The 26,873-nt window shown below is 75.0% G+C and carries 25 protein-coding genes and 1 pseudogene; 10 read left to right on the top strand and 16 right to left on the bottom strand.

All coding sequences use genetic code 11. From position 1 onward, the window contains the following. Positions 1–9 precede the first annotated feature (9 nt). Positions 10–1,215, bottom strand: a complete 1,206-nt coding sequence (gene lgt / locus NLX85_RS23145; protein ID WP_254338413.1) for a prolipoprotein diacylglyceryl transferase — start codon at positions 1,213–1,215, stop codon at positions 10–12. Between the two features lie 102 nt (positions 1,216–1,317). On the opposite strand from lgt, the gene NLX85_RS23140 reads away from it, so the two are divergent. Continuing rightward, positions 1,318–1,842: an NUDIX hydrolase gene (locus tag NLX85_RS23140; RefSeq protein WP_254338411.1), complete on the top strand. Its 525-nt coding sequence runs from the start codon at positions 1,318–1,320 to the stop codon at positions 1,840–1,842. Positions 1,843–1,877: 35 nt separating this feature from the next. Here NLX85_RS23140 and trpA read toward each other — a convergent pair whose 3' ends face one another. From trpA to trpC, 3 genes are read right to left on the bottom strand one after another with little or no spacing between them, the layout of a single operon-like run. Further along, complete coding sequence (gene trpA, locus NLX85_RS23135) at positions 1,878–2,681, bottom strand: tryptophan synthase subunit alpha (RefSeq protein ID WP_254338409.1); 804 nt, start codon at positions 2,679–2,681, stop codon at positions 1,878–1,880. A 4-nt stretch (positions 2,682–2,685) separates the two neighbouring features. Beyond that, positions 2,686–3,918, bottom strand: coding sequence for a tryptophan synthase subunit beta (gene trpB, locus NLX85_RS23130; protein WP_254338408.1), 1,233 nt, complete (start codon positions 3,916–3,918; stop codon positions 2,686–2,688). Between the two features lie 42 nt (positions 3,919–3,960). Next, positions 3,961–4,764 (bottom strand): indole-3-glycerol phosphate synthase TrpC, encoded by an 804-nt coding sequence (gene trpC / locus NLX85_RS23125; RefSeq protein ID WP_210406325.1) that lies wholly within the window; start codon positions 4,762–4,764, stop codon positions 3,961–3,963. Between the two features lie 489 nt (positions 4,765–5,253). On the opposite strand from trpC, the gene NLX85_RS23120 reads away from it, so the two are divergent. Next, positions 5,254–5,538, top strand: coding sequence for a hypothetical protein (locus tag NLX85_RS23120; RefSeq protein WP_091322413.1), 285 nt, complete (start codon positions 5,254–5,256; stop codon positions 5,536–5,538). A gap of 104 nt (positions 5,539–5,642) precedes the next feature. Here the strand turns inward: NLX85_RS23120 and NLX85_RS23115 are convergent, their stop codons facing one another. From NLX85_RS23115 to NLX85_RS23090, 6 genes and pseudogenes are all read right to left on the bottom strand, one after another. Further along, positions 5,643–6,197: a Trp biosynthesis-associated membrane protein gene (locus NLX85_RS23115; protein WP_254338406.1), complete on the bottom strand. Its 555-nt coding sequence runs from the start codon at positions 6,195–6,197 to the stop codon at positions 5,643–5,645. After that, a complete protein-coding gene (locus tag NLX85_RS23110) occupies positions 6,194–7,747 on the bottom strand; it encodes an anthranilate synthase component I (protein ID WP_254338404.1) in 1,554 nt (517 codons plus the stop codon). The genes NLX85_RS23115 and NLX85_RS23110 overlap by 4 nt, the downstream gene beginning before the upstream one ends. Continuing rightward, positions 7,744–8,178, bottom strand: a complete 435-nt coding sequence (gene hisI / locus NLX85_RS23105) for a phosphoribosyl-AMP cyclohydrolase (protein WP_091322412.1) — start codon at positions 8,176–8,178, stop codon at positions 7,744–7,746. Before hisI ends, NLX85_RS23110 begins: the two co-directional genes overlap by 4 nt. A gap of 180 nt (positions 8,179–8,358) precedes the next feature. Beyond that, positions 8,359–9,012: pseudogene (locus NLX85_RS23100) on the bottom strand (phosphoribosyl-AMP cyclohydrolase); the annotation flags it as partial. A 215-nt stretch (positions 9,013–9,227) separates the two neighbouring features. After that, entirely contained in the window at positions 9,228–10,232 is a 1,005-nt protein-coding gene (locus NLX85_RS23095; RefSeq protein WP_254338402.1) for an aldo/keto reductase, read from the bottom strand. Further along, entirely contained in the window at positions 10,229–10,618 is a 390-nt protein-coding gene (locus tag NLX85_RS23090) for a MerR family transcriptional regulator (protein WP_254338400.1), read from the bottom strand. The genes NLX85_RS23095 and NLX85_RS23090 overlap by 4 nt, the downstream gene beginning before the upstream one ends. Positions 10,619–10,722: 104 nt before the next feature. Between NLX85_RS23090 and NLX85_RS23085 the strand changes: the two genes are divergently transcribed. The 3 genes from NLX85_RS23085 to NLX85_RS23075 are packed head-to-tail and all read left to right on the top strand — an operon-like array spanning position 10,723 to position 12,793. After that, positions 10,723–11,448 carry an ABC transporter ATP-binding protein gene (locus NLX85_RS23085; RefSeq protein WP_254338398.1) on the top strand — a complete coding sequence of 242 codons (726 nt, stop codon included), beginning with the start codon at positions 10,723–10,725 and terminating at the stop codon, positions 11,446–11,448. After that, the gene (locus NLX85_RS23080) at positions 11,445–12,200 is read left to right on the top strand and encodes an ABC transporter permease (RefSeq protein ID WP_254338396.1); all 756 of its coding nucleotides are present in this window, start codon (positions 11,445–11,447) and stop codon (positions 12,198–12,200) included. Before NLX85_RS23085 ends, NLX85_RS23080 begins: the two co-directional genes overlap by 4 nt. Next, positions 12,200–12,793, top strand: coding sequence for a TetR family transcriptional regulator (locus NLX85_RS23075; protein WP_254338395.1), 594 nt, complete (start codon positions 12,200–12,202; stop codon positions 12,791–12,793). The genes NLX85_RS23080 and NLX85_RS23075 overlap by 1 nt, the downstream gene beginning before the upstream one ends. A gap of 15 nt (positions 12,794–12,808) precedes the next feature. On the opposite strand, the gene NLX85_RS23070 is transcribed toward NLX85_RS23075, so the two are convergent. Then, positions 12,809–14,596: an ATP-binding cassette domain-containing protein gene (locus tag NLX85_RS23070; protein WP_254338393.1), complete on the bottom strand. Its 1,788-nt coding sequence runs from the start codon at positions 14,594–14,596 to the stop codon at positions 12,809–12,811. Between the two features lie 56 nt (positions 14,597–14,652). After that, a complete protein-coding gene (locus tag NLX85_RS23065) occupies positions 14,653–16,527 on the bottom strand; it encodes an ABC transporter ATP-binding protein (RefSeq protein WP_254338391.1) in 1,875 nt (624 codons plus the stop codon). A gap of 217 nt (positions 16,528–16,744) precedes the next feature. On the opposite strand from NLX85_RS23065, the gene NLX85_RS23060 reads away from it, so the two are divergent. The 3 genes from NLX85_RS23060 to NLX85_RS23050 all read left to right on the top strand — a co-directional run bounded on the left by NLX85_RS23060 (position 16,745) and on the right by NLX85_RS23050 (position 20,415). Beyond that, positions 16,745–17,374, top strand: a complete 630-nt coding sequence (locus NLX85_RS23060; protein WP_254338389.1) for a TIGR03085 family metal-binding protein — start codon at positions 16,745–16,747, stop codon at positions 17,372–17,374. A gap of 124 nt (positions 17,375–17,498) precedes the next feature. Continuing rightward, on the top strand, positions 17,499–18,449 hold the full coding sequence (locus NLX85_RS23055; RefSeq protein WP_254338387.1) for a terpene synthase: 951 nt from the start codon (positions 17,499–17,501) through the stop codon (positions 18,447–18,449). Positions 18,450–18,588: 139 nt separating this feature from the next. Continuing rightward, positions 18,589–20,415: a long-chain fatty acid--CoA ligase gene (locus tag NLX85_RS23050; RefSeq protein WP_254338385.1), complete on the top strand. Its 1,827-nt coding sequence runs from the start codon at positions 18,589–18,591 to the stop codon at positions 20,413–20,415. A gap of 67 nt (positions 20,416–20,482) precedes the next feature. Here NLX85_RS23050 and NLX85_RS23045 read toward each other — a convergent pair whose 3' ends face one another. The 3 genes from NLX85_RS23045 to NLX85_RS23035 all read right to left on the bottom strand — a co-directional run bounded on the left by NLX85_RS23045 (position 20,483) and on the right by NLX85_RS23035 (position 24,660). Next, positions 20,483–21,790: a low temperature requirement protein A gene (locus NLX85_RS23045; protein WP_254338383.1), complete on the bottom strand. Its 1,308-nt coding sequence runs from the start codon at positions 21,788–21,790 to the stop codon at positions 20,483–20,485. Between the two features lie 65 nt (positions 21,791–21,855). Beyond that, a complete protein-coding gene (locus tag NLX85_RS23040; protein ID WP_254338381.1) occupies positions 21,856–23,133 on the bottom strand; it encodes a low temperature requirement protein A in 1,278 nt (425 codons plus the stop codon). Between the two features lie 69 nt (positions 23,134–23,202). Beyond that, positions 23,203–24,660: a PLP-dependent aminotransferase family protein gene (locus tag NLX85_RS23035; protein WP_254338379.1), complete on the bottom strand. Its 1,458-nt coding sequence runs from the start codon at positions 24,658–24,660 to the stop codon at positions 23,203–23,205. Positions 24,661–24,718: 58 nt separating this feature from the next. On the opposite strand from NLX85_RS23035, the gene NLX85_RS23030 reads away from it, so the two are divergent. Further along, complete coding sequence (locus NLX85_RS23030; RefSeq protein WP_254338376.1) at positions 24,719–25,384, top strand: YitT family protein; 666 nt, start codon at positions 24,719–24,721, stop codon at positions 25,382–25,384. A 141-nt stretch (positions 25,385–25,525) separates the two neighbouring features. After that, complete coding sequence (locus NLX85_RS23025; protein ID WP_091320431.1) at positions 25,526–25,987, top strand: hypothetical protein; 462 nt, start codon at positions 25,526–25,528, stop codon at positions 25,985–25,987. Positions 25,988–26,058: 71 nt separating this feature from the next. On the opposite strand, the gene hisF is transcribed toward NLX85_RS23025, so the two are convergent. Then, positions 26,059–26,826: an imidazole glycerol phosphate synthase subunit HisF gene (gene hisF, locus NLX85_RS23020; protein ID WP_254338375.1), complete on the bottom strand. Its 768-nt coding sequence runs from the start codon at positions 26,824–26,826 to the stop codon at positions 26,059–26,061. Positions 26,827–26,873: the final 47 nt, after the last annotated feature.

Below are 26,873 nucleotides of genomic sequence, written 5' to 3'. Positions count from 1 at the left end.
CTCCCCCGCTCAGCTGTCCCGGTCGGCGGGGCGGGCGCCGCCGGCGCCGGCCCGGTCCTCGTCCGTCCGGTCCGGGTCGGGTCGGGTCTCGTCCGCCGGCTCGCGCTCCGCGACGTCCGCCTCGGTGGCGGCCTCCTCGGACCCGGCCTCGTCGGCCTCGTCCCGGTCGGCCTCGCCGGTCGCCGCCGGCTCCTCGGCGGGGACCGCGCCGGTCTCCCGGTACGTGCGGAACTGCTCCTCGGTCACGACCCGGTAGCCCTCCGGCGCGACGGGCCGCGCCCCGGCCTCCCGCGCGGAGAGGTCGACCTGCGACACGTCGCCGCCCGCGGGCGGGACCGCCGGGCCCGGCTCACCGACCGGGATCAGGTATTCGCGGGGCCCGCGCACCCGCAGGAAGTAGACGAGCGCGCCGAGGAAGACCAGCGCGGCGGTCCACACGTTGAGCCGTACGCCGAGGATGTGGTTGGCCTCGTCGGTGCGCATCAGCTCGATCCAGAAGCGGCCCGCCGTGTAGCCCATGACGTAGAGCGCGAAGGCCCGGCCCCGGCCCAGCCGCAGCTTCCGGTCGAGGACCAGGACCAGCGCGGCGACGCCGATGTTCCAGAGCGCCTCGTAGAGGAAGGTCGGGTGGTAGAGCCCCGGCTGGAGGACCGGGTTGCCGGCGTCGTCGCGCAGCGCGCGCCCCGGGTTGTCCGGGTCCATCACGTGGACCTCCAGACCCCAGGGCAGGCTCGTGCGCCCGCCGTAGAGCTCGTTGTTGAACCAGTTGCCGAGCCGGCCGACCGCCTGGGCCAGCGGCAGCCCCGGCGCCAGCGCGTCGGCCACCACGGCGAACGGGATGCCCAGCTGCCGGGCGGCGAACCAGGCGCCGACCGCGCCACCGGCCACCGCGCCCCAGATGCCGAGGCCGCCCTCCCAGATGGCGAACGCCTTGAGCGGCTGGCCGTCAGCGCCGAAGTATTTCTCCGGCGAGGTGATCACGTGGTAGATCCGGGCGCCGATGATGCCCGCGGGCACCGCCCAGACGGCGATGTCGAGCACGGCGCCCGGAGCGACGCCGCGGCGGCGCAGCCGGTACTCGGTGACCACGCAGGCCACCACGATGCCGACGATGATGCAGAGCGCGTACGCCCGGATCGGAACCGGGCCGAGCTGCCAGACGGCGGTGCTGGGGCTGGGCAGGGCCGCCAGTGGGGTCATCGGGGCGAGGGTCACGGGTGCACACGGTACCGGGACGGACCGTGCTCGCGGCACCCCGGTCCGGCCGGTTCGCGGGTCGGCTGACTTCTGGTTTGCGCGGTCGTAGGCTCTTTGTCCATGAGCGCGCTCACCTGGGCGGTCGCCGCGGTCGTCACCGACCGGTCCGGCCGGGTGCTGCTCTGCCGGCAGTCCGGCGGCGGCCGGCGCTGGGCGTTGCCCGGCGGGCGGCTGCGCCGCGACGAGAGCCCCGCCGCCGCCACGCGCCGGGAGATCCGCGCCGAGACCGGCTGGGAGGTCGACCTGGTCGACCTGGTCGGCCTCTACCGGCTCGGCGACCCGGCCGCTCCCCCGCCCCCGGCCGGCCGCTGCGGCGCCCTGCCGGGCGTGCTGGTGCACGTGTTCCGGGCCCGGGTGGCCGCCGACGCGCCGGCCGGCGACCCGGCGGACGGCTGCCAGCTCGACTGGCACCCGCCGGACGCGCTGCCCGAGGCGCTGACCCCGACCACCCGCGCCGCCGTCGCCGACGCCCTCGCCGGCCGCTCCGGCGTCCTGTGCGAGACGACGCGCGGCGACGCCGGGCCGGCCGGTGCGGCGGCCCCGCCCGGACAGCGTGCCGGGGGTGAGCTGGGCACCCCGCGGTGAGACCCGGCCGGGCGGCCCGACGACACGGGCGGCCGTCAGCGGGCCGGGTTGCGGACGCCTTCGGCGAGTTCGGCGCTGAGGGCGCGCAGGGCGGTGAGGCCGGCGGCCTGGTCGGGCGCGTCGAGCACGCAGCGCACCAGCGCGCTGCCCACGATCACCGCGTCGGCGTACCCGGCCACCGTGGCGGCCTGGGCGCCGGTGCCCACACCCAGCCCGACGCCGACCGGCAGGTCGGTCACCTCACGCAGCCGGGACACCAGGACCGGGGCCGCCTCGGAGGTCCGCGACCGGGCGCCCGTGACGCCCATGATCGCGGTGGCGTAGACGAAGCCGCGGCAGTGCCCGGCGGTCATCGCCAGCCGGACGTCGGTGGAGGACGGGGAGACCAGGAACGTCCGGTCCAGGCCGTGCGCCTCGGACGCGGCCAGCCACTCGCCGGCCTCCTCCGGGATCAGGTCCGGCGTGATCAGGCCGGTGCCCCCGGCCGCGGCCAGGTCGCGGGCGAACGCGTCGACGCCGTACTGCTCGATCGGGTTCCAGTAGGTCATGGTGACCACCGGCGCGCCGGTCGCGGCGACCGCCTCGATGATGCGCAGCGTGTCCGCGGTGCGTACGCCGCCGGCCAGGGCGATGTCGCTGGCCTTCTGGATGACCGGGCCGTCCATCACCGGGTCGGAGTAGGGGATCTCCACCTCGATGACGTCGACGCCGGCCTCGACCATGGCGGTCATGGCGGCGATGCTGCCCTCGACGGTCGGGAAGCCGGCCGGCATGCAGCCCACCAGCACCGCCCGCCCGTCGGCCCGGGCCTTGTCGAAGGCGACCCCGATCCGGCTCACGCTCTCACTCCTTGTCGAGGATGCCGAAGTAGGCACCGGCGGTGTGCACGTCCTTGTCGCCCCGGCCGGAGAGGTTGACCACGATGACCGGCTCCCGGCCCAGCTCGGCGGCGAGCCGCGGGGCGATCCTGCGGGCGCCGGCGAGCGCGTGCGAGCTCTCGATCGCCGGGATGATGCCCTCGGTGCGGCAGAGCAGCTCGAAGGCGGCCATCGCCTCGTCGTCGTCGACGGGCAGGTAGGTGGCCCGGCCGCTGTCGTGCAGCCAGGCGTGCTCCGGCCCGACGCCCGGGTAGTCCAGGCCGGCCGAGATCGAGTGCGACTCGATCGTCTGGCCGTCCTCGTTCTGCAACACGTACGTCCGGGTGCCGTGCAGGACGCCCGCCGAGCCGCCGGTGATGCTGGCCGCGTGCCGGCCGGTCGCCACACCCTCGCCGCCGGCCTCGAAGCCGTAGAGCCGCACGCCGGTGTCGGGCACGAAGGCGTGGAAGATGCCCAGCGCGTTGGAGCCGCCGCCCACGCAGGCCGCGACGGCGTCCGGCAGCGCGCCGGTGAGGTCGAGGCACTGCTGGCGGGCCTCCACGCCGATGCCGCGCACGAAGTCCCGGACCATCTCGGGGAACGGGTGCGGGCCGGCGGCGGTGCCGATCAGGTAGTGGGTGGTGTCGACGTTGGCGACCCAGTCCCGCATCGCCTCGTTCATCGCGTCCTTGAGGGTCCGCGAGCCGGTGGTGACCGGGACGACGGTGGCGCCGAGCATCCGCATCCGGGCCACGTTGAGCGCCTGCCGCTCGGTGTCCACCTCGCCCATGTAAACCACGCACTCGAGGTCGAACAGGGCGGCCGCCGTGGCGGTGGCGACGCCGTGCTGGCCGGCGCCGGTCTCCGCGATCACCCGCTGCTTGCCCATCCGCTTCGTGAGCAGCGCCTGGCCGAGCACGTTGCGGACCTTGTGCGCGCCGGTGTGGTTGAGGTCCTCCCGCTTGAGCAGGACCCGGGCCCCGATCTCGGCGGAGAGCCGGCGGGCCTCGTAGAGCAGCGAGGGGGTGCCGGCGTAGTCGCGCAGCAGGGCGTCGAACTCGGCGAGGAAGCTCTCGTCGGTCATCGCCTTCCGGTACGCCGCGTCCAGCTCGTCGAGCGCGGCGACGAGGGCCTCGGGGACGAACCGGCCGCCGAACCGGCCGAAGTGACCGGCGGCGTCGGGGAGCCGGCCGGCCGGGGCCGCGGCGTCAGTGCTCATCGCGGGAGTCCTCTCGAGACGTGTCAGGGACCCGGCGCGGGGTCAGCGCACCGGGCGGGGCGTGGCCGGGTGGTTGCCTGCGTTGACCAGTTCGGCGACCGCCTCGCGGGGGCTCTTCTGGGTGACCAGGCCCTCGCCGACCAGGACCGCGTCGGCGCCGGCCGAGGCGTAGCGGATCAGGTCGTGCGGGCCGCGCACGCCGGACTCGGCGATCTTGACGACGCTGCTGGGCAGGCCGGGCGCGATCCGCTCGAACACCGAGCGGTCGACCTCCAGGGTACGCAGGTCACGGGCGTTGACCCCGATCACCTGCGCGCCCGCCTCCATGGCCCGGTCGGCCTCCTCCTCGGTGTGCACCTCGACGAGCGCGCACATGCCCAGCGACTCGATCCGCTCCAGCAGCCCGACCAGGACGTTCTGCTCCAGCGCGGCGACGATCAGCAGCACCAGGTCGGCGCCGTGCGCGCGGGCCTCGTGCACCTGGTAGCTGGAGACCACGAAGTCCTTGCGCAGCACCGGCACGTTCACCGCGGCGCGGACCGCGGCCAGGTCGTCCAGCGACCCGCCGAACCAGCGGCCCTCGGTGAGTACGCTGATCGCCCGGGCGCCGCCGGCGGCGTAGTCGCCGGCCAGGTCGGCCGGGTCGGCGATCTCGGCCAGCCGCCCCTTGGACGGCGACGAGCGCTTCACCTCGGCGATCACGGCCACGCCGGGCCGGCGCAGCGCCGCGTACGCGTCCAGCGGCGGCGGCGCGGCGGCGGCCAGCTCGCGGATCCGCTCCAGCGGAACCTGCTCCTGTCGCCGGGCCACGTCCTCGCGCACGCCGGCCAGGATCTCGTCGAGCACGCTTGCGGACGCCGCCGATCCGGCCTCGTCCCCCTCCGCGTGCGCATGCTCAGCAGTCACCAACGGACTCCCCTCTCCGGGTGTCATGGGCCGATGCTAGGGGGCGCCACCTGGCGACAAGTGCCGGGGGTATGGCGCTCCTCACGAAATGGGCTGTGGCATGATGACCGACTTCCGGTGAACGCGGTGTCACGCAGCGCCACCGCGCCCATCGACCGGCGTCACCCGGGCGCGTCCCGCGCCCCCGGCCGCCACATCGACCGCCGCCCATGACCCATCTCACCATGGCGGCCCGCCCCCCGCAGTCCAGTGGCGTTCGTCGATGCTGTGAGCAAGCTCAAGGACGAACGGCCCTGCCCAGGTCGGACCGGCTGCCGCAGAGTTGACCTGCGTTTCACGGACGCGAAACGTGAGCCCGGCAGCATCTCCCTCGGGCAGACTCGATGAGGCGGCTGCCGACCGTCGCCAACGATCTCGTGCGGGGTGACCATGAGCGCCAACGGTCCGAACCAGACCCTCGGATTCACCACCATCTCCCGGAACGTCGCGGCGCTCGCCGTCGGCGTCGTCCACACCCTCGAAGCCATGGCCGGCGACGGGCGGACGCGCACCGCCCGGGGCAACGCCTGGGAGGCCGTCTGCGCCGACCGGGCCCGGGCCGCGCAGCGCCGGGAACTGGACCGCCTGGTGGCCGAGCTGGCCGCGGCCCGCGCCGCGGCCGGGGCTGCGGTCCGGGAACGCCGCGACGCGCGCGACGCCCAGCCGGTGCGCTGACCCCGGGAGCGCCGCGACCCGGGGACCCTCCCGACGCCCAGCCGGTGCGCTGACCCGCGATCCGCGGACCCTCGGGACGTTCGGCCGGCGCGCTGACCCGCCGGTCAGCGCACGGTCGGGTCCTCGCCCCGGTCGAGCGCCTCCCAGGCGTCCCGGGTGCCGCGCTCGACCGCCGGCCCGTCCGCGCCGGAGGGTTCGGCCCGCCGCCGCTCGTAGCGGGCGCCCATCGCCGGCCAGCCGCCGCCGCGCAGCGCGGTGAACAGCCCGCCGGCCGCCAGGACCAGCCCACCCAGCAGCACGAGCGCCGGCCACTGCCGGCTCACCCCGCCCTCGGTCAGGCCGTAGCCGCCGCCGGCCGCCACGGCCAGGCCGAGCAGGGCCAGCAGGCCGCCCAGCAGCCGCCGTACCCGCCCCCGGGTGGCCAGCACCGCGCCGCCGCCGGCCAGCCCGACCAGGGCCAGCGCCGACACCCAGGGCAGCAGGTCCGTCCCGGTGCGGGCGTGCCGGGTGGGCGGCAGCGAGCCCCGAGCGGTCAGCTCGACCGACCAGGTGCGGGTCACGGCCCAGAACGCCAGGCCCGCGCCGGCCAGGCAGAGCAGCACGGCGTACGTCAGCTCGCGCCGGCCCCGGGCGGCGGGCGCGCCGGTCGACGCGCTCATCGGGCCGGCCGCAGCGTCTCGGCGGCGGCGATCGCGGCGAGCACCGCGGCGGCCTTGTTGCGGGTCTCCTGGTCCTCGGCGGCGGGATCGGAATCGGCCACCACCCCGGCCCCGGCCTGCACGTAGGCGCGGCCCTCGCGGATCAGCGCGGTGCGGATGGCGATCGCCATGTCCAGGTCCCCGCCGAAGCCGAAGTAGCCGACGGTGCCCCCGTAGACGCCGCGCCGCACCGGCTCCAGCTCCTCGATGATCTCCATGGCCCGCACCTTCGGCGCGCCGGAGAGCGTGCCGGCCGGGAAGGTCGCGGCGAGCGCGTCGAAGGCCGTGCGGTCGGCCCGCAGCTCGCCGACGACAGTGGAGACGATGTGCATGACGTGGCTGTACCGCTCGATGGTGGCGAACTCCGGCACCTCCACCGTGCCCGGCCGGCAGACCCGGCCCAGGTCGTTGCGGCCCAGGTCGACAAGCATGACGTGCTCGGCGCGCTCCTTCGGGTCGGCGAGCAGCTCGGCGGCGAGCCGGGCGTCCGCCGCCGGGGAGCCGCCGCGCGGCCGGGTGCCGGCGATCGGGTGCAGCAGCGCGCGGCGCCGCCCGTCCGCCGTGGTGCTCACCTTGAGGTGCGCCTCCGGCGAGGAGCCGACGATGTCGAAGCCGTCGAAGCGCAGCAGGTACATGTACGGGCTGGGGTTGGTGGTGCGCAGCACCCGGTAGACGTCGAGCGGGTCGGCGTGCGTGGGGCGCTCGAAGCGCTGGCTGAGCACGATCTGGAAGCACTCGCCGGCCCGGATCGCCTCCTTGGCCGCCTCCACCGCCTTGGGGTAGCCGCCCTCCGGCGTCCGGCTGAGCACCTCGCCCACGCCGGGCCGGGCGACCGTCGAGATCATGGGCGGAATCGGTCGGGACAGCGCCGTGGTCATGGCGTCCAGCCGGCCCACCGCGTGGTGGTACGCGGCCGCCACCAGGGGGTCCCGGTCGGGCGCGTCGAGCGGGGGCAGCACCGCGTTGGCGACCAGGATGGCCGAACCGTCGTAGTGGTCGAGCACCACGAGGTCGGTGGCGAGCATCATGCCCAGCTCGGGCACGTCGAGCTCGTCCTCGGTCAGCTCGGGCAGCCGCTCGAAGCGGCGGACCAGGTCGTAACCGAGGTAGCCGACCATGCCGCCGGTGAGCGGCGGCATGCCGCTGGCCGGGTCCCAGGCGGGGCCGGCCAGCGCGGCGACGGTCTCCTGGAGCGCGGTCACCGGGTCGCCTGCCGTCGGCACCCCGGCGGGCGGGTCGCCGGCCCAGACCGCCGTGCCGTCCCGCTCGGTCAGCGTGGCGCTGCTGCGCACCCCGATGAAGGAGTAGCGCGACCAGGCCATCCCGGCCGAGCCGACGCCCTGCTCGGCGGATTCCAGCAGGAACGTGCCGGGGCCCCCGGCGAGCTTGCGGTAGACACCGACCGGGGTCTCCGCGTCGGCGAGCAGCCGGCGGGTGACCGGCACGACCCGCCAGCGGGCCGCCAGGTCGGCGAAGGTGCCCTGGTCCGGGCTGACCGTGCCGTCGGTCATGAGGTCGCCTCCGGTGAGCTGACCGGCAGCTCAGTGAAGAAGCAGGTGCGGTGCCCGGTGTGGCAGGCCGCGCCGACCTGGTCGACGCTGACCAGCAGCGCGTCGCCGTCGCAGTCCAGCGCGACCGAGCGGACGTGCTGGTGGTGGCCGGAGGTGGCCCCCTTGACCCAGTACTCCTGGCGGCTGCGCGACCAGTAGGTGGCCCGGCCGGTGGTCAGGGTGCGGTGCAGCGCCTCGTCGTCCATCCAGGCGACCATCAGCACCTCGCCCGAGTCGTGCGCGCGGACCACGGCGGCCACCAGGCCGTCGGGGGTGCGGCGCAGCCGGGCCGCGATGGCGGGGTCGAGCCGGGAGGGGCGGGCCGGGCCGGGGGCCGCGGCGCCGCCGGAGCTGGCGGGGGCGCCGGTCACGGGCGCGTCAGAGGCGGGCACGGTTGACCATTCTCCCGCACGGGGCCCCGGCACCGCCGACGTGTCCCGGGGGCCGGGCGCGGTGCGGTCCAGGGCCCGGGTCAGCTGGCCGAGGTAACGGTCCAGCCGGCCGTCCACCAGGGCCTCGGCCAGGTCGGCGCCGCCGACCGCGGCGATCTCCGCGGCGTACGGGCGGACGAGCGGGACGATCCCGGTCACCAGCCGGCCGGCGGCGGCGCCGACCTCGGCGGTGTCCCCGGGGCGCAGCCCGAGGCAGCGCAGCATGTCCTCGCGGTAGCCGGGCGGCGCGACCGGCAGGTCCAGCGCGGCGGCCAGGGCGGCCCGGCGGGACGCCACCCGGACGGACGGGTTGGCCAGCCGCAGCACCGACGGGCAGAGCCGGGCCAGGTCGGCGGCGGCGAGCCGGACCCCCACCGGGTCGCCGGCCCAGCGGGCGCCGGCCACCTTGCCGAGGGTGGCGATCAGCTCCTCCAGGCGGGGCTCGTCGGCGGGCTGGCAGAGCACCGGCAGGTCGATGCGGCGTCGCCACTCCGGGGCCGCCCAGAGCAGCCGGGCCGGCGCGGTGACCGGCAGCCCGAACGCCCAGTCGGCGGGCTGGCCGAGCCGGTGCACCCAGGAGCGGACGTCCCGGGCGGCCACCGAGACGTGCACGAGCCGGCCGCCGAACTCGGCGAGGTACGCCCGGCGGGCCGCGTACGGGGCGCCGGGGCGGGCCGGCCCCGCCGACCCGGGAACCGGGGCGGCGGGGCGCTCGTCGTCGGCGGCGACCAGCACGTCCACGTCGACGTCGCTGTGCTCGGTGGCGGCCCGCCGGGCATGGCTGCCCCGCAGCATGATCCCGACGACGGGACGGTCGGCGGCCTGCCGGAGGCGGGCGGCCCAGTCGTCGAGGAATTCCGACAACTCCGGCTCGGCGCGTCCGGGGCCGCGCTGCGACCTGGAGCCGCCGCCGGTCTCGGGGAACGGAGCGGGACGCACCGCGCCATCGTGCCGGACGCCCGATCTTCGGCGCAATGACCGATGGCGGACGCCGTGTCCGATGCGAGGGGCTAGTGACCGACCGTTCGCATTCCTGCCGCGGTATACCTTTCCCCGGCGACGGACCCGGCCGGCACGGCGGCACGCAGCCGGGCCTGCTGTTCCGGGGTCAGCCGGAGGTCGGCCGCCGCCGCGTTCTCGGTCAGGTAGCGGACCCGCCTGGTGCCGGGGATCGGCAGGATGTCCCCGCCCTGGGCGAGCAGCCAGGCCAGCGCGGCCCGGGCCGGGGTGCAGCCGATCTCGGCGGCCACCTCGCGGACCGCCTCGGCGAGCCGCACGTTGGCGTCGAGGTTGCCGTCGGCGAAGCGCGGCACGGTCCGCCGCCAGTCGTCGTCGGCGAGCTGCTCGCGGCTGGTGATGGCCCCGGTGAGCAGCCCGCGCCCGACCGGCGAGTACGCCACGAGGGACACCCCCAGCTCCCGGCAGGTGGCCAGCATCTCGTCCTCGACGTCCCGGGTGAACAGGGAGTACTCCATCTGGACCGCCGAGACGGGGTGCACCGCGTGCGCCGCCCGCAGGGTCGCCGGGCTGACCTCGGAGAGGCCGATGAGCCGCACCTTGCCGGCCTGGACGAGCTCGGCCAGCGCGCCGACGGTCTCCTCGATCGGGGTCCGCGGGTCGCGCCGGTGCAGGTAGTACAGGTCGATGGTGTCGATGCCGAGCCGCTCCAGCGAGGCGTCGCAGGCCTGCTTCGCCCAGGCGGCGCTGCTGTCCACGTAGGCGCCCGGGCTGCCGGTGCCGCCGAAGCTGTCGCCGCTGGTGCGGTTGCCGAACTTGGTGGCCAGGAAGACCTCGTCCCGGCGCGCCCGGACCACCGGGCCGAGCAGCCGCTCGTTCGCCCCGAAGCCGTACATGTCGGCGGTGTCGAGGTGGTTGACGCCGAGGTCGAGGGCCCGGTGCAGGGTCCGGGTCGACTCGGCGTCGTCGGCGGCGCCGTAGGCGAAGCTCATGCCCATGCAGCCCAGCCCGATCGCCGACACCTCCGGGCCGGTCGCGCCCACCCGTCGCTTGATCATGCCAGTTCCTCCTCGGCCCGCCGGTACGCGTCGATCTTGTGGTCGAGGACCTTGAGGTCCTCCTCCAGCTCGGCCATCCGGGCCAGCACCCGGGTGCGGTGCGCCTCGAAGAGCGCCCGCCGGGCGCCGAGCGTGCGGTCGCCCTGCCGGGCCAGTTCGGCGTAGCGCCGCATGTCCCGCACCGGCATGCCGGTGCGGCGCAGCCGGGTGAGCAGGAACAGCCAGTTGACGTCGGACTCGGTGTAGCGCCGGCGGCCCCCGGAGTCCCGGCCGACCGGGGCGACCAGCCCCTCCTGCTCGTACCAGCGAAGTGTGTAGGTGGTGAGGCCGACCCGTTCCGCCGCCTCACCGACGGTGAGGCTCATCTCCCGCGTGCTGATGTCCACGCACCAAGGCTTCCAGTTCGAGGGCACTCGAAGTCAACCTTGCGCGCGGGCCGGTAACTCATCTAGCGTTGAGTTCAACAGTTGATGAGTTTTTGGAGGCGGGCATGGACGACGCGGTGTCGGTCCGTGACCTGGTGGTCGAGCGGGGCCGGCGGCGGGTGCTCCAGGGCATCTCCTGCGCGGTCCCCCGCGGCACGGTCACCGGGCTGCTCGGGCCGAGCGGCAGCGGCAAGACGACCCTGATGCGGGCGATCGTCGGGGTGCAGACGGTCGGCTCGGGCACGGTCACCGTGCTGGGCCGGCCCGCCGGGGCGGCGGAGCTGCGCCGCCGGGTCGGCTACCTGACCCAGGCGCCCAGCGTCTACGCGGACCTGACCGTCCGGGAGAACGCCCGGTACTTCGCCGCCCTCCACGGGCGGGACCACGCCCACGCCGACCAGACGGTCGCCGACGTCGGGCTGGCCGGGTCGGCCACCCAACTGGTCGGCAACCTCTCCGGTGGCCAGCGCAGCCGCGCCTCGCTGGCCTGCGCCCTGGTCGGCGACCCCGACCTGGTCATCCTCGACGAGCCCACCGTGGGCCAGGACCCGGTGCTCCGGGCCGACCTGTGGGCCCGGTTCCACGCCATGGCGGCCGCCGGCACCACGCTGCTGGTGTCCAGCCACGTGATGGACGAGGCGGGCCGGTGCGACCGCCTGCTGCTCATCCGGGACGGCCGGCTGGTCGCCGACGACACCCCGGACGCGGTCCGCGCCGCCACCGGCGTGCACGACCTGGAAGAGGCGTTCCTCCGGTTGATCAAGGCGAACGAGCAGGAGGGCTCGGCATGAACCCGCACATCCTCGCCGCCACCACCGGGCGGATCCTGCGCCAGCTACGGCACGACAAGCGGACCGTGGCGCTGCTCGTCGTGGTCCCCGCCGTGCTGCTCACGCTCGTCTACTTCATGTACGTCGACCAGCCCACCCCGCCGGGGCAGCCCACGCTCTTCGACCGGGTCGCCCTGATCATGCTGGGCTTCTTCCCGTTCATCATCATGTTCCTGGTGACCAGCATCGCCATGCTGCGGGAGCGCACCACCGGCACGCTGGAACGGCTGCTCACCACCCCGCTGGCCAAGCTCGACCTGCTCTTCGGCTACGGCATCGCGTTCGGCCTGGCCGGCGTGGTCCAGGCCACCGTCGCCTCGGCCGTGGCGTACTGGGTGTTCGACCTGACCACCGCCGGCAGCATCGGACTCGTGATCATGATCGCCGCCGTCAACGCCGTGCTGGCCGTCGCGCTCGGGCTGTTCTGCAGCGCCTTCGCCCGCACCGAGTTCCAGGCCGTGCAGTTCATGCCCGTGGTGGTGCTGCCGCAGCTGCTGCTCTGCGGGCTCTTCGTGCCGCGCGGCGAGATGGCCGGCTGGCTCCAGGCGATCAGCGACGTGCTGCCCCTGTCGTACGCCGTCGAGGCGCTCCAGGAGGTCGGCGCCCACGCCGACCCGACCGGGACGATGTGGCGGGACGTGGCGATCGTCGCCGGGGCGGCGGTCGCGGCGCTGGTGCTGGCCGCCGCGACGCTGCGGCGGCGCAGCGGGTGATGGCCCGGCGCACCGGCCGGCGGCCGGGCAACCCGGACACCCGGGAGGCCATCCTCACGGCCGCCCGGGCGGCGTTCGCCGACCGCGGCTTCGACGCCGCCTCGATCCGGGCGATCGCGACCGCCGCGGGGGTGGACCCGGCGCTGGTGCACCACTACTTCGGCACCAAGGAGGAGCTGTTCCGGGCCACCGTGGCGATTCCCGTCGACCCGGCGGAACTCGTGCCGCGGGTGCTGGCCGGTGGCCGGGACGAGGTCGGCGAGCGGCTGGTCCGCACCTTCCTGGCCGTCTGGGACTCCCCGGTCGGCACCGCCGCGGTGGCCCTGCTCCGCTCGGCGATGAGCAACCAGTGGACCGCCCGCATGCTGCGCGAGTTCCTGGTCACCCAGGTGCTGCGCCGGGTCGTCGAGCAGCTCGACCTCGACCCGGCCGAGGTGCCGCTGCGGGGCGCGCTGGTGGCCAGCCAGATCGCCGGCCTGGCCATGATGCGGTACGTGATCCGTCTCGAACCGGTCGCCTCCGCGTCCCCGGACACACTGGCCGCCACGATCGGCCCCACCGTCCAGCGCTACCTCACCGGCGACCTGGACTGACCGGAGCCGACCGCGCTAGCGGGTCTGCTCCAGCCAGGAGGCGAAGAGCAGGGCGTAGACCGACTCCGGGTCCCGCAGCAACTCTTCGTGCGGGCCGCGCTGCACGATCCGCCCCCGGTCCACCACGATCACCTCGTCCGCGGACTGCGCGGTGGAGAGCCGGTGGGCGATGGCCAGCGTGGTCCGGCCCCGGGTGACCGCGTCCAGGGTGCGCTGGAGGCGCACCTCGGTGGCCGGGTCGACCGCGCTCGTCGCCTCGTCCAGCACCAGCAGATCGGGGTCGGCCACGTACGCCCGGGCCAGCGCGACGAGCTGCCGCTCGCCGACGCTGAGCGCCTCCCCGCGCTCGCCGACCGGGGTGTCCAGCCCGGCCGGCAGCCCGTCCAGCCAGTCGGCCAGGCCCAGCTCGGAGAAGGCGGCCGTGAGCTGGGCGTCGGTCAGGTCCGGGCGGGCGAAGCGGACGTTCTCCCCCACGGTGGCGTCGAAGAGGAAGCCGTCCTGCGGCACCATCACCACCCGGGAGCGCAGCGACTCGAAGCGCACCTCGCGCAGCGAGACGCCGGAGAGCAGCACCGCACCCTCGGTGGGGTCCATGAGCCGGGTGAGCAGCTTGGCGAAGGTGGTCTTGCCGCTGCCGGTCTCCCCGACCACGGCCACCCGGCTCTTCGCCGGGATCTCCAGCGTCACGTCGTGCAGCACCGGCGGCCCGCCCGGGTAGGCGAAGGTCACCCCGGCGAAGCGGATGTCCAGCGGGCCGGACGGCAGCTCCCGACCCTGCTCCCCCGGGTCGGCCACGTCGGGCGCGACGTCCAGCACGTCGAGCACCCGGCGCCAGCCGGCGATCGCGTTCTGCGCCTCGTTGAGCACCTCGGTGGCGATCTGCACCGGCTGGATGAAGAGCGTCACCAGGAACAGGAAGGCGGTGAGCTGGCCGATGGACAGGGTGCGGTCGACGCCGAGGTTCACACCGACCACCACCACGCCCGCGAGGGCCAGGCCGGCCGCCAGCTCGCCGACGGAGCTGCCCAGGATGCTGATCCGGATGGCCTTCTGCTGGGCCTGCCGCTGCCCCTCGATCGCCGTGTCCAGCCGCCGGGCGGTGCGCCCGGCGATCCCGTACGCCCGGATCACCGGGGCGCCCACCACGCTCTCGCCGATGGTGCCGAGCAGCGTGCCCGTCCGCTGCCGGACCACCCCGTACGCGCCGGCCAGCCGGCGCTGGAGCAGCCGGATGACCAGCACCGCGGGCGCGAAGGCCACGAGCACCACGAGGGTCAACTGCCAGGAGTACGCGAGCATCACGGCCGTGGTCACCACGAGCTGGCCCAGGTTGACGATGAGGATCACGCCGCCCCACTGGAGGAACTGGGTGATCTGGTCGACGTCGCTGGTGACCCGGGAGACCAGCGAGCCGCGCCGCTCGGACTGCTGGTGCAGCATGGACAGGTCGTGCACGTGCCGGAACGCCCGGGTGCGCACCCCGGCCAGCGCGGTCTCGCTGACCGTGAACAGCCGGCGCATCATCAGGTAGCCGCAGGTGGTGGTGACCACCAGCACGGCGGCGGTGACCGCCACGGTCAGCGTGACGACGTCCAGGTCGAGCCCGCCGATGATGCCGTGGTCGATGCCGCGCTGCACGGCCACCGGCACGGCGACCCGGCCGACCATGTAGACCAGGGCCAGCGCCACGGTGCCGGCCAGCCCGGTCTTCAGCTCCGGGGAGAGCGACAGCCCGCGTCGCAGCGTCCGCCAGGTTGACTCGGTCGCCTCGGCTGGCCGCTCGGCCTCAACAGTCGCGCTCACCGTGCCGGTCTCCGTTCGCGACTGCGGGGCTCGCAGGCCCGGCTCACTCCTCGCGCTCACCGGTCAACCTCGACTTCCAGGCCGGAGGTCAACGGGGTGACCTCGTCGTACGTGCGGGTCTGCTCGCGTTCGTGCTCCGCCTGCTCGTAGGCGGTGACCAGGTCGGTGTAGCCGGGGACGGTGGCGAGCAGGTCGGTGTGCGTGCCGCGGGCCACCACCCGGCCGTGCTCGACGTAGATCACCTCGTCGGCGAGCGCGATGGTGGCCCGCCGGTAGGCGACCACCAGGATCGAGGCCGGCGCCCCGCCGTCGGTCGGCGCGCGCAGCCCGGCCAGGATGGCCGCCTCCACCCGCGGGTCGACGGCGCTGGTGGCGTCGTCGAGCACCAGCAGCCGGGGCCGGCCGGCGAGCGCCCGGGCCAGGGTGAGCCGCTGCCGCTGCCCGCCGGAGAGCGAGGTGCCCCGCTCGCCGACCATGGTGTCCAGCCCCTCGGGCAGCGCGGCCACGAAGCCGTCCGCCTCGGCCAGCCGCAGCGCCGCCCAGACCTCCTCGTCGCCGATGCCGGCGCGGTCCAGGGCGATGTTGGCCCGCACCGTGTCGTCGAAGACGAACGGCACCTGGGCGACCAGGGCCACGGTCGAGGCCAGCGAGGCGGCCGTCAGCTCCCGCACGTCGACCCCGTCCAGGGTGACCGTGCCGGAATGCGGGTCGACCAGCCGCACGGCCAGCGAGGCGATGGTGGACTTGCCGGCGCCGGTCGGCCCGACCAGGGCGACCGTCTTCCCGGCCGGCACGGTGAAGGTGACCTCGCCGAGCACCTCGGTGCCGGGCAGGTGCGCCTCGGCCGGCTCGTACCCGAAGTGCACGTCGTGGAAGGCGAGGGTGGCCGGCGCCGGCGTGGCCGGGTCGAGCGTCACCTCGCCGTACGGCATCTCGCCGGTGGCGTCGAGGACCCGGCGGACGCGGTCCCAGCCGGCGACGCTGCGCGGCAGCTCGGCCAGCACCCAGCCGATGGCCCGGACCGGGAAGGCCAGCACGGTGAAGAGGAAGGCCACGCTGACCAGCTCGGTCACGGTGATGGCGCCCTGCCGGAGCCGGACCGCACCGACCACCAGCACGGCGAGCGTGCCGAGGCTGGGCAGCGTCTCCAGCATGGGGTCGAAGACGCCGCGGAGCTTGCCCACGGAGATCAGCGCGTCGCGCAGGTCGCCGGCCCGGGCGGCGAACCGCACGGTCTCCTGGGCCTCCCGGCCCATCGTCTTGACCACCAGGGCGCCGTCGAAGCTCTCGTGGGCGATGCCGCTGACCTCGGCGCGCAGCCGCTGGGCACGGGCCTGGCGGGGCGCCATCCGGCGGGAGTAGACCACGTTGAGCGCGAACAGCGCCGGGAAGACGGCGAGGCCGACCAGCGCGAGGGCCCAGTCGGTGAGGAAGAGCGAGACCACGGCGCCGACCAGCATGACCAGGGTGCCGACGGCGAAGGGCAGCGGCGCGATCGGGTACCAGGCGGCCTCGACGTCCGAGTTGGCGTTGGAGAGCAGCGTGCCGGTGGCGTTGCGGTGGTGCCAGGCCAGCGGCAGGTCGAGGTACCGGCGGGTGACCCGGCGGCGGTAGGCGGCCTGGAGCCGGTACTGCATGTAGCCGGCGCCGAGCCGGCGGCCGAAGATGCCGACCACCCGCAGCACGCTGATGCCGAACAGCGCGGCCGCGGCGAGCGCCAGGGCGCCGTCGGTCACCGAGCCGCGGGCGACCGCCGGGACCACCACCTTGCCGACCACCGCGCCGACGACGTACGCGCTGGCGATCACCATGAGGCCGAAGAGCACGCTGCCGGTCACCGCCACCGCGAAGATGCGCGGCTGCTCCCGGATGGCCCGGCCGAGCACCCGTAGCCCTCTGCCGACGACGTCCCGACTTGTCCCGCTCGCCACGCTGTCCCCCGCCGTAAGCCGCAGTTTTCCCTCCTCATCCTTACCGCTCGACCCCGACTCCGCCGACCCGGCCCCGATATGTCGACCGTCACTCCTTCCCCGCGGGCCCCGCCCACCAGGGCGGACGCCCGCGCGACGGGCCGCCCCCCGGCGAGGGACACCGGCTCCGGGCCGCGCCGGGCGCGCCGACCGGGCCCGCCGGGCCTACGATCAGGCCATGCCGCGGTACGCCCGGGCGGAGCGCGAGGCGCTCGCCGACCTGATGCTGGAGCTGGGACCGGACGCGCCGACGGTCAACGAGGGGTGGACCACCCGCGACCTGGCGGCGCACCTGCTGGTGCGGGAGCGCCGGCCCGACGCGGCCGGCGGCATCCTGCTGCCGCCGCTGCGCGGGCACGGCGAGGCGGTCCGCCGGCGGGTGGCCGCCGGCCCGTACGCGGACCTGGTGGCCCGGGTCCGCCGCCCGCCGCTGTGGAGCCCGGTGAGCAACCCGCTCACCGACGAACTCGTCAACGGCCTGGAGTTCTTCATCCACCACGAGGACGTGCGCCGGGCCCGGCCGGGCTGGCTCCCCCGCGACCTGCCGGCCCGCCAGCAGGCGGCGCTCTGGAAGCGGGCCGCCGTGCTGGCCCGGGTGGCGTTGCGACGCTTCCCGGCCGACCTGCTGATCCAGGCCCCCGGCTACGGCGAGCGCGGCGTCGGCCGCGGCGGCGAACGGCTGCGCGTGGTGGGCGCCCCGGGCGAGCTGGTGCTGTTCATCTCCGGCCGGCAGCGGGTCGCCCGGGTCCAGGTGGACGGCCCCGCCGAGCCGGCGGAGCGGTTGCGGGCGGCCAGCCTGGGCTTCTGACCCGGTGCACCGAACCGGTCACCGGGACCGGTGGAACAGCTTCGGCCCAGCGACGAAGGCCGATCCGCGCTGCCGTACGCTCCTGACCCGCCGCCCACCCCGAGGCGGCGGACAGGGGAGACGGATGCGAGGCTTCGCGCTCTCGGCACTGCACGAACCCCCCTTCCCGGCGCGCCGGCACGCCGCCGTCGAACTCGTCGCCGGACAGAGCGCCGGGTGGGTACGCGACCTGGGCCTGATCGACACCCCGGGCGGGCTGCGCCGGCTGGGCGGCGCGCACCCGGTGGAACTGGCCGGGCGGGCCTGCCCGGACGCCTCGGTCGACGGCCTGCGGCTGCTCGCCGACCTGATCAGCTGGCTGTTCGTGATGGACGACGCCTGCGACGAGGACGGCCTGGGGGCCAGCCCGACCCGGCTCGCGCCGACCGTGGCGGGCCTGCTGGAGGTGCTCGACCGGCACGGTGACCCGGCCGCGCCGGTCCCGGTCGAGGCCGGTCCGCTCGCCGTGGCGCTGGACGACCTGTGCCGGCGGGTCCGTGACCGGCAGCGGCCGGCGCTGCTGCTGCGCCTGGTCAGCCAGTTGCGCGAGTACCTGCTGGCGCTGCTCTGGGAGGCGGCCAACCGGGAGCACCGCCGGGTGCCCGGGGTGGCCGAGTACGTGCAGATGCGCCGGCACACCGGCGGCGCCCGGCCCAGCTTCACGCTGACCGACCTGGCGCACCCGGACCTGCCCGGCCCGGGCCGGCGGGCGGATCCCGCGCTGGCCGCCCTGGACGCGCTCGCCGCCGACCTGGTCTGCTGGTGCAACGACCTGTTCTCCTACGACAAGGAACGGGCGACCGGGCCGGACGCGCACAACCTGGTCACGACGATCGCCGGCGAGACCGGGCAGGGCGAGGAGCCGGCGTTGCGCGCGGCGGCCACCCGGTTCAACGAGGGCCTGGCCGCGTACGCCGAGCGGGACGCGGCACTGGCCGCCACGGGGGACGACGGGGTGCGGGCCTTCCTCGCCACCCGGCGGAACTGGATCCGGGCCACCTACGACTGGTCCCGCGCCGCCACCCGGTACGCCTGAGCCGGTTCCACCTCCCGGGACGGCGGTCGCCGCAGGTGACGAGGGCTAGCCGGTGGCCGGGTGCAGGCAATACTCTTCGGTAACCGCAGAATGGCGTGACCCCCGTCACGTCCCTCCACCCTTGAAGGCGGCTACAGCGATGGCTCTCGATGTACCGTACCGTTCCGTACCCGACATGTTCCTCAAGCGTGTGGCGGACTCCCCCGACCGCCACGCGTTCGCCCATCCCGCCCCGGACGACTCGGGCCCGGTCTGGCTGACGTGGGAGCAGGTCGGGCAGCGCGCCAAGGCGATCGCCGCCGGCCTGCACGGGCTCGGCGTCGGCCTGGAGGACCCGGTGGCGATCCTGGCGAACACCCGCCTCGACTGGGTGCTCGCCGACTTCGGGATCATGTGTGCCGGCGGGGCCACCACCACCGTCTACCCGACCACCGAGCCGGAGGACGCGACCTACATCATCGCCGACTCCGGGTCGAAGGTGCTCTTCGCCGAGAATCCGGCCCAGGCCGCGAAGATCGCCGGCGGCGCGGTGCCGGCGCTGACCCACGTGGTGCTCTTCGACGGCGCGCCCGACCCGGCCGCCACCGTCCCGCAGCTCACCCTGGCGGAGCTGGAGGAGCGGGGGGCCCGGGCGCTGGAGAACGAGCCCGACCTCATCGACATGCTGGTCGCCGGGATCGGACCCGACCACCTGGCCACCCTCATCTACACCTCGGGCACCACCGGCCGGCCCAAGGGCGTCGAGCTGCTGCACGGCGGCTGGTGCTGGGAGGGCGTGGCGCAGGCCGAGCTGGGCCTGCTGCGCGTCGACGACCTGCAGTACCTGTGGCTGCCGCTGTCCCACTCGTTCGGCAAGACGCTGCTCTGCGGCGCCACCCACGTCGGCCTGCCCACCTACGTCGACGGCCGGGTGGACAAGCTGGTCGACCTGCTCGGGGTGGTCCGGCCGACGCTCATGTGCGGGGCGCCCCGGGTCTTCGAGAAGGTCTACAACAAGGCGGTCACCACGGCCCAGGGCGCCGGCGGCGCGAAGGCGAAGATCTTCGCCTGGGGCGTCGCGGTGGGCAAGGAGAAGGTCGCGCTGGAGCAGGCCGGCAAGCCGGTCCCGGCCGGCCTGAAGCTGAAGTACGCGGTGGCCGAGAAGTTGGTGTTCAGCAAGCTCCAGGCCCGCCTCGGCGGCCGGATGCGGGTGCTGGTCTCCGGCGCGGCGCCGCTCAGCAAGGAGATCGGCACCTTCTTCGCCGCGGCCAACCTGCCCATCTCCGAGGGGTACGGGCTCACCGAGACCAGCGCGGGCGCGTTCGTGAACCCGCCCGGCGGGCTGAAGATCGGCAGCGTGGGCCGGGCCATGGGCGACCTGGAGTGCCGGATCGACACCGACGGCGAGATCCTGGTCCGGGGCAAGCCGGTCATGCGCGGCTACCACAACCTGCCGGAGGAGACCGCCGCCGCGTTCACCGAGGACGGCTTCTTCCGCACCGGCGACATCGGGACCCTCGACGACGACGGCTACCTGTGCATCACCGACCGGAAGAAGGACCTGGTCAAGACCTCCGGCGGCAAGTACATCGCGCCGTCGCACATCGAGGGCATGTTCAAGGCCGTCTGCCCGTACACCTCGCAGGCGGTGGTGATCGGGCAGGCCCGCAACTACTGCACCATGCTGGTCACGCTCGACCCGGACGCGATCACGGCGTGGGCCGCCGGCACGCCGCTGGAGGGCCGCGACTACACCGCGATCGTCACCTCGCCGGAGGCGCAGGCCATGGTCGAGGGCTACGTGGCCGAGCTGAACGGCAAGCTGAACCGCTGGGAGACGATCAAGAAGGTGACCATCCTCCCCCGGGACCTCACCATCGAGGACGGCGAGGTCACCCCGTCGCTGAAGATCAAGCGCCGGAGCGTGGAGACCAACTTCGCCGGCGAGATCGACAAGATGTACGCGGGCACCCTCGCCGAGCTGTAGCGAGACCCGCACCGGCCGGCGGCCGTGCCCCTCCGTCCCGGGGCACGGCCGCCGCCGTGCTCACCGGTCAGAGGTGCTCCTGGCGCCAGTGGCTCTGGTCCGCCTCCGCGGCGAGCTGCTCCTCCAGCGCGAGCTGCCGGATCCGGCGCCGCCGGCCGTTCTCCTGGAACGTCTCCGCGGCCACCCCGGCGGTGACGAGCACCGCCAGCACCATGAGCGACGCCAGCTCCGGGATCGGGGCGACGACGGGGGCGACGACGGCGAGCGCCACGACCGTGATCACCAGCGGCCAGTGCACCTCCCGCAGCGCCACCAGCGCGCAGGCGACGAGGCTCAGCAGGTAGAGGCCCACCCCGCCGAACATGATCGTGACCCAGAAGCCGCCCAGCGGCGGCCCCCACGTGGGGGTGTCCGGGCTGGCCGCGTCGGCCAGCAGGTCCTTGAGGCCCAGGGCGAAGAGGATGGTCCCGGCCACCAGCGGCAGGTGCAGGAACGTGTAGACGTCCCGGCAGAGCCGGAGCCGGGCGGCCGGGTCGCGGGCGTGGTGCAGCGCCTGCTCCAGCGCGTAGGCCAGGGTGTCGAAGTACGCCCACCAGAGCACCGCCACGACGAGGACGCCGAGCAGCGCGGCCACCGCCACGGGGCCGGTGAGCGGCAGCCCGGTCTTCGGGCCGAGCCCCAGCGCGATGATCGACTCACCGAGCGCGATCAGCACCATGAGGGCGTGCCGTTCCGCCCAGTGGCCCGCGGAGACCACCACCCACCGCGCCGAGGCGAGGAGCACCCCACCGACGTACTCGACCAGCAGCGCCACGGTCCAGAGCAGCAGTTGCAGCGCCACGGCGTACGGCCGGTCGGCGAGCCGCTGGGGGACCGTGCCGGCGACCACCAGCAGGACGGTGGCCACGGTCGGCAGCATCGCGCGCAGCAGGAGCCGCCGGCGCTGGAGCGGATCCGACCGGTCCAGCCAGGCGAAGACCACGAGCTGGGCCATCCGGATCGCGAAGTAACAGCCCGCGAAGACCAGCGGGCCGTTCAGCCCGCCGGGACGGTCGGCGAACGCGCTCGGCACGCTGAGCACCAGCAGGAAGGTGGCGGCGACCGTGATGACGCCGACCACCGGCAGCACGCCCTGGTCGGCGCGGACCGCGTTGCCGAGCCGGGCGAAGCCGGTCCACGACCACCAGAGCAGCGCCAGCACCAGCAGGCAGCGGTAGAGGTTGGCCGGGCTGAGCAGGCTGGCGGTCAGCGTGGTGACGTTGATGAACGCGAAGACGAAGACCAGGTCGTAGAAGAGTTCCAGGCGGGTGGTCCGGGAGCCCGGTGCGCCGGGTCGCACGACCCGCGACCACCGGGTGCCTCCGCCGTTCCCCACCCGGGCAGTCTCCGCAATCGCGCGGCCGGCGCGGTGCCGATCGGACGATCCGTACCGGAACGGGCCTACCGGCCGGGCGCGCCGCCGGCGCCGTGCTCGGTGAGGAACTCGTCGCGCAGGGCGCGGCGGGCCGTGCCGAAGAGCACCACCTCGGCCCCCACCATGCCGGCGCAGACCACGGCGAGCAGCCCCAGCGCGGCCAGCGCCGGCAGGTGGTCGGCGACCGGCAGGAGCAGCACGAGCAGCACGGTGGTGGCGATCCGCGGCCAGTTGACCGAGCGCATGTTGCGCAGCCGGAAGCCCACGTGCCCGAGCAGGTAGAGGATCACGCCGCCGTAGAGGGCGAGCAGGCCCAGCCCGTGCAGCGGGTCGGTGAGCCGGTGGTGGGTGCCGTCCCCGACGTACGCCAGGACCTTCTTGAAGCCGAGGGCGAGCAGGATGATCCCGGCGACCATCGGCAGGTGCAGGTAGGTGTAGGAGTCCCGGCCCAGCGCGGCCCGTTCGGCGCCGCGCGCCCGCGCCAGCACCCGCTCGGCGGCGATCGACACCACGTCGAAGTACGCCCACCACAGCGCCGCCGCCACCGTGACGCCGAGGAACGCGGCCACGATGATCGGCCAGGAGATCGGCAGCGCGGTGATCCCGACGCCGATGGCGACGAGGGACTCCCCCAGCGCCACGATGATGATGAGGCCGTGCCGCTCCGTCCAGTGGGCGGCCGAGAAGATCTGCCAGCCCGCCGCGCCGATGGCCATGATGCCGCCGTAGTCCACGGCGAGGGCGCACACCCAGAGCAGGGTGCGCAGCGTGACGACCCGCGCCGGGTCGTCGGTGAGGTACGGCGGCAGCAGCGCGGCGGTGAACAGCAGCAGCGCCCCGCCCAGCATCGGCAGGGCGGCGCGCACGAGCTGCCGGCGCAGCCCGCCGTCGCCCCGGGCCGCGTACCAGTAGAGGGTCAGGTGCAGCACCCGGACGGCCAGGTAGCAGGCGGCGAAGACGACCGGGCCGGAGAGCCCGCCGGGCAGGTCGACGAAGGCCTCGGGGATGGTCGCGGCGACCACGAACATGGTGGCGATCACCGCGAAGAGGACCACCCGGACCACGCCCTCGTCGGCCCGGACGGTGTTGCCGAGCCAGGCGTAGCAGCACCAGCACCACCAGAGCAGGGCCAGCAGCAGCAGGCCCCGCCCCATGCCGGCCCAGGTCAGGTCGGTCGCCATGAGCGCGGTCACCTGGGTGAGCGCGTAGACGAAGACCAGGTCGAAGAAGAGCTCCAGCGGGGTGACCGAGGCGCCCTCGGTCATCACCCGCATCCGTGGCCCGCGCCGCGTTCCGTCCGTCACGGCGGACAGTCTGGCAGCCGGGCGGACGGGACGCTGTCCCCCGGGACGCCCGGCGCGCCCTCGGGCGGCTCAGGCGATGACGGAGGGCTCCCGCCACTGCGGGCGGCCGGTCCGGTCCAGGTCGTAGCGGACCGCGGCGAGCCGGCCGACGGCCTCCTCCAGGTCCGCGGTGGGCAGGGTGAAGGGCAGCCGGAGGAACCGCTCCAGCGTGCCGTCCAGGCCGAACCGCGGTCCGGGCGCCAGGCGTACGCCGACCTCCTCGGCGGCCCGGGCCAGCGCGCTGGAGATCGGGCCGTCCAGCTCCACCCAGAGCGTCACCCCGCCGAGCGGCACGGTGACCCGCCAGTCGGGCAGGCGGTCGGCCATCGCCTTGACAAGGGCGTCCCGCTGGGCGGCGAGCTGGATCCGCCGGGCGGCCACGATGCTGGGTCCCTGGGCCAGCAGGTGCACTGCGACGAGCTGGTCGAGCACCGGGCTGGCCATGTCCACGCCGACCCGGGCGGCGGCCAGCCGCTGCACCTGCGGGGCGGACGCCCGCACCCAGCCGATCCGCAGGCCACCCCAGTACGGCTTGCTCATCCCGCCGATGCTGATGACCCGGGAGTGCCGGTCGAAGGTGGCCACCGGCGGCGGCAGCGGGGTGCCGTCCAGCGGCAGGTCCACGAACGACTCGTCCACCACGAGGTCGGTGCCGGCGGCGTGCGCCGCGCCGACCAGCCGCTCGCGCAGGTCGGTCGCCATGAGGTGGCCGGTCGGGTTGTGGAACTCGGGGATCACGTACGCCAGCTTCGGCCGGGTCTGCCGGATGCTGCCCAGCAGCAGGTCGGCGTCCCAGCCGTCGCCGTCGGCGGCGAGACCGTGGGTGGTGATCCGGGCCCGCCGGGCGGACAGCGCGGCGAGGGCGTTGGGGTAGGTCGGGGACTCCACCAGCACCCCGCCGCCGGGCGACAGGGCCAGCCGCAGCACCAGGTCCAGCGCGTGCTGGGTGCCGCTGGTGACCATGATCTGTTCCGGGCTGGTCGGCAGCCCCCGGTCGGTGTACGCGCGGGCCACCGCCTCGCGCAGCTCGATGATGCCGGTCGGGTGGTAGCCGGCCCCGCCGAGGTAGCGGGGCAGGTCCTCGGCGGCGGCCCGGGCCGCGGGCACGAGCTGCGCCGGGGCGGAGAGCGCGGCCACCCCCAGGTCGATCATGTCCCGGTCGTCGAGCGGGGTCCAGAGACCGGTGCTGGCCACCCGGTGCGTGCCCGGGAGCATGGTCCAGCTCCCGGCGCCCCGCCGGCTGGCCAGGTGGCCGGTCTCCCGCAGCTCCCGGTAGGCGGCGGTGACCGTGGTGCGGCTGATCCGCAGCGCCTCGGCCAGGTCGCGCTCGGCCGGCAGGCGTACCCCGAGGGGCAGCCGGCCGTCGGCGAGCAGCCCGCGGACCGCGGCGGCGAGCGCGGCGTAGTCCGGGCTGCGCCGGCGGCCCGGGAGGGCATGCCACTGCCCGAGAAGCCGAGCCAATTGGACGCCACGCACCTGACTCGTCATGGCCACCCCTCCTGAATTGGCTCTGTCGCGGGCAGGATTGGACCCTAGGGTGGCATGCATGGCACCAATTGGCAATCTCCGGCACCGGCCCACCCGGCGGCTCGTCCAGCTCTACGCCGGGCTGGCCCTCTACGGGATCAGCATGGCGCTGATGATCCGGTCCGGCCTCGGGCTCGACCCGTGGGACGTGTTCCACCAGGGCCTCGCCCGGCAGACGCACCTCTCCTTCGGCACGGTCACCATCGCGGTCGGCGCGCTCGTGCTGCTGCTCTGGATCCCGCTGCGGCAGCGCCCCGGCCTCGGCACCATCAGCAACGTCGTGGTGATCGGCCTGGTGGTCGACGCCACCCTGGCCCTGCTGCCGCCGGGCGACGGCCTGCCGGTCCGCGCCACCCTGCTGGTCGCCGGGATCGTGGCCAACGGCGCCGCCACCGGCCTCTACCTGGGCGCGGGGCTCGGCCCCGGCCCGCGTGACGGCCTGATGACCGGCTTCACGGCCCGCCGGCCCCGCTACTCAGTACGGCTGGTCCGGACCGTCATCGAGGTGACCGTGCTGAGCCTGGGCTGGCTGCTCGGCGGCACCGTGGGCCTCGGCACCGTGGCGTACGCGCTGGCCATCGGGCCGCTCGCCCAGTTCTTCATCCCGATCTTCGCGGTGCCGGCCCGGCCGGCCGACGAGCCGGTGGTCGCCTGCGCGCCGAGGACGGCCGGCGAGGCGGCCTGAACCGCCCTTCGACCACGCAGCGTCACCCCCGCCGCGCCGACCGCAGCGGAACGGGACGCGCCGGACGTCGCTGAGCTGCGGCGACGTCCGGGCGCGAAACCGGGTGTTTTCTCCGCCGCCGTCGCCGGGCATCATTCGTGCATGGGGGAGAACGGTTGGCGTTGGAGCGACGCCTGGATCTTCGTCTCACTGGTCATCGCGAGCGGCGCCGGTCGGCACCGCCGGGCCGCCGACACCCGGCGCCCGGAGGGCGTGCGCCTCGCCGACGTCCTCTCCACGGCCGACCACCTCAACCAGGCCATCCCCGAGCGGCACGAGGTGGAGGGCGCGGTCCGCCGGCTCGTCGACGCGGGCCTGGTCAGCGTCACCGACGGCTGGTTCCGGGTGACCCCGGACGGCGAGCGGCTCTGGCGCAGCCGGCCCAGCGCCGGGCTGGGCACCACCGTCGACACCGTGCAGGGCGTGCTGAGCCGCGGCCCCGTGCCCGGCGAGTCCGACTGGCGGCTGGACGAGGACGACCACGCCGCCGCCGTGCAGGAGTACGTGGTCCGCTCGATCCCGATGCCCCGCCGCTCCCCCGAGGGCCACTCCGGCCGCCCCTGACCGGCGGCGGCTCCCCGCCAGCCCGCCGGGCCGGCCCGACCGCCCCCGCCGAGCCGGCGGACGGGCGGGCGTCAGCGGACCGGGTGGCCCGCGCCGCGCAGGGCGTCCTTGACCTCGCCGACGGTCAGCTCACCGAAGTGGAAGACGCTCGCCGCGAGCACCGCGTCGGCGCCCGCGCCGATGGCCGGCGGGAAGTGGGCGACCTCGCCGGCCCCGCCGCTGGCGATCACCGGCACGTCGACGACCGCGCGGACGGCCTCGATCAGCGGCAGGTCGAAGCCGGCCTTGGTGCCGTCGGCGTCCATCGAGTTGAGCAGGATCTCCCCCGCGCCCAGCTCGGCGCCGCGCGCCGCCCACTCGACCGCGTCGAGGCCGGTGCCCCGGCGCCCGCCGTGCGTGGTCACCTCGAAGCCGCTCGGCGTGACCCCTGCCGGCGCCCGGCGTACGTCGAGGGAGAGCACCAGCACCTGCCGGCCGAACCGGTCGGCGATCTCGGCGATCAGCTCGGGGCGGGCGATGGCCGCGGTGTTCACCCCGACCTTGTCCGCGCCGGCGCGGAGCAGGGTGTCGACGTCGGCGACCTGGCGGACACCACCGCCGACGGTCAGCGGGATGAAGACCGACTCGGCGGTGCGCCGCACCACGTCGAGCATGGTGCCGCGGTCGCTGCTGGAGGCGGTGACGTCGAGGAAGGTCAGCTCGTCGGCGCCGGCCCGGTCGTACGCGGCCGCCAGCTCGACCGGGTCGCCGGCGTCGCGCAGGTCGAGGAAGTTGACCCCCTTGACCACACGCCCGGCGTCCACGTCCAGACACGGGATCACCCGTACCGCCACCGTCATGCCGTGAGCCTATCCAACCGGCACGGCACGGCGGCCGGCCCGACCGG

The organism is Micromonospora sp. A3M-1-15 (genome assembly GCF_024213425.1).
Taxonomy (GTDB): domain Bacteria; phylum Actinomycetota; class Actinomycetes; order Mycobacteriales; family Micromonosporaceae; genus Micromonospora; species Micromonospora chersina.
The sequence above is the reverse complement of the archived record's forward strand: the minus strand, read 5'-3'. Positions and strand labels throughout refer to the sequence as shown.